The following is a 2,519-nucleotide window of genomic DNA, read 5'->3' as shown; positions in this document are numbered from 1 at the left end:
TTGTAAACGCTAAACTAGAATCAACAGTTTTCCACAAATAGAACTCAACAGAATTCCCCAAATAAGATTAAACAGTTTCCCCACCATCAATCACTTTCAAATATACTGTTACTAGTCTATTGAAAGTGAGGAATTAGGAGTGAACAGATTTATGCTTTACATCGAGATTCATCGTTTATACAAAGAGGGATTCTCCAAGAGTGCTATTGCAAGAAAACTAAATATTTCAAGAAATAGAGTGATAGATTATTTGAATATGAGTACTGATGAGTTTGAAGAATTTTTAAGTACATTACGTACAAGAGAAAAGAAACTAGACCCTTATCATGATCAAATTCTAGGGTGGTTGAAGGAACATCCTGATTTAACTGCTGCACAAGTTTATGATTGGTTGGAAGAAAAGTTAGGTTTCAGGGAAGTCGCTGAGAACACTGTACGAAATTATTTAAACGAAATGAGGGATTACTATCGGATTCCAAAGGTAAAGGTTCAGAGGACATATAGTGTAGTTCCAGAATTACCAATGGGAAAACAGGCTCAAGTGGATTTTGGACAAACTACCGTCAAAAACAGACAAGGTGAGAATAAAAAGTTGTATTTTATCGCATTTGTTTTATCACATTCAAGATATAAATATGTAGAATGGCTCGATCGACCTTTTCGTACTTCCGATATGATTCGAATGCATGAAAATGCATTTGAATACTTTGGAGGAATGCCAGAAGAAATGGTCTATGACCAAGATGCGTTATTAGCAGTTAGTGAAAATGCAGGTGATTTAATTCTTACAGCTGAATTTACTAAATATCATCATACCCGTAAATTTAATGTTTATTTATGTAGAAAGAGTGATCCGGAATCAAAAGGTAAAATTGAACAGGTTGTGAAATTTGTAAAAAATAATTTTAGCAAAAATCGAGTATTCGATCATCTTTCAGATTGGAATCAATCGTGCCACGCTTGGTTGAAAAGAACAGGAAACTATAAAGTTCATCATAATACGAAAAAGAGACCTTCTGAAGTGCACGCCCTGGAAAAGCAACACTTAAAGAAAGTCTCTGGTACTTACATTTTCGCAAATGTTTCAACTCCAAGTATAACAAGAAATATCCATAAGGACAATGTTATTCGTTATGAAGGAAATCGATATAGCGTTCCTAAAGGAACATATAGAGCAGATGCCCCAAATCTTGCTTATTTACAAGAAGAGGATGGTTGGTTAATTATTCGACTGAAAGAAACTGGGATGGAGTTAGCAAAGCACCGAATATCCGAAGGAAAAGGATTGATTATTACAGATCCCTCCCATCGGGAACATAGCACAAGTAAACGAGATCTTTTAATTCATCAAATTCAAGAAACATTCATAGATAAAGAGAATATTCAATGGTTAATACACAAATTGAAAGAACGATATCCACGTCATTTAGTGGATCAACTCAAAGTACTACAACAAGCCATCAGAATTTACCCAAATCATTGTGAGGAAGCTTTATCTGAAATGAAGAAACTTGGAATGACCAGTGCAAATGATTTTCGGGATATTGCACATGCATTATCTGTACAATATCAAAAAAGTTCACCTAAAATCGTTGAATTGAATGAGAAGTATAAAGATTTATCAGCACCAGAACGATCCGAAGACATTTATTTAAAAGTCTTATCTGGAGGTGAAAATGAATGAATCATCATCCCTATGAAATTTTACAAGATAAATGTCGTACCTTGCGCCTCGCTGAGACGGCTAAAGAATTACCGAATTTACTCCGTGAAGCTGAAGCAAAGAATTGGACATATCATGAACTGGTTTATGAAATCTTAAGCTATGAGATGCGATGTAGAGAGCAGAAAAATAATGAGAGATTAATGAAATGGGCAGAGTTCCCAGAAATATTGACGTTTGATACCTATGATTTGAAGGAACAAACAGCTCTTGGTGAAAAACAACTAAATGTATTAAAAGAACTGAATTGGATTGAAGAATTTTTTACTTTAATTTTGATGGGACCAACAGGAGCAGGAAAAACACATTTATCCGTTGCATTAGGAATACACGCTGTGGAGAGAGGATACAAAGTATCCTTTGTCTCCATGAATCAGCTTATGTATATTTTAAAAACAAAAGAATATATCAATAAATCTAAAATACGCTACAAACGTATTATAGCTTCGGATTTAATTATTATTGATGATGTCATGTACATGACTTACGAGACTCAGGAAGCCAATCTATTTTTCCAGTTTATCTATGATTTATATGATAAAGCAGCATTCATTCTAACCTCTAATAAAGGGCCAAATGAATGGGGAAAATTTCTTGGTGATCCTACTTTAACAACAGCTATACTTGACCGTTTATTACATAGGAGTGAAATTATCACTTTCGATAACGAAACGGATAGCATTCGTATGAAATACAGAAAGGTATTATTTTAATTTAGCAAACTGTTGAATCTTAATTGTAGAAAACTGTTTAAAATTATTTGTGGAAAATTGTTTAATTCTACTTGACGGTTACA

General features: G+C 33.7%; 2 protein-coding genes. Both read left to right on the top strand.

The window, feature by feature from the left end; translation table 11 throughout:
- Positions 1 to 151 precede the first annotated feature (151 nt).
- Positions 152 to 1,684 (top strand): IS21 family transposase, encoded by a 1,533-nt coding sequence (gene istA, locus HF990_RS14700; protein ID WP_016839663.1) that lies wholly within the window; start codon positions 152 to 154, stop codon positions 1,682 to 1,684.
- Positions 1,681 to 2,436, top strand: a complete 756-nt coding sequence (gene istB / locus HF990_RS14695) for an IS21-like element helper ATPase IstB (RefSeq protein ID WP_016839664.1) — start codon at positions 1,681 to 1,683, stop codon at positions 2,434 to 2,436. Before istA ends, istB begins: the two co-directional genes overlap by 4 nt.
- Positions 2,437 to 2,519: the final 83 nt, after the last annotated feature.

The sequence above is a fragment of the Ureibacillus thermosphaericus genome (genome assembly GCF_012396605.1).
GTDB classification, from domain to species: Bacteria; Bacillota; Bacilli; order Bacillales_A; family Planococcaceae; genus Ureibacillus; species Ureibacillus thermosphaericus.
This window is presented reverse-complemented; position numbering and strand designations above follow the sequence as displayed.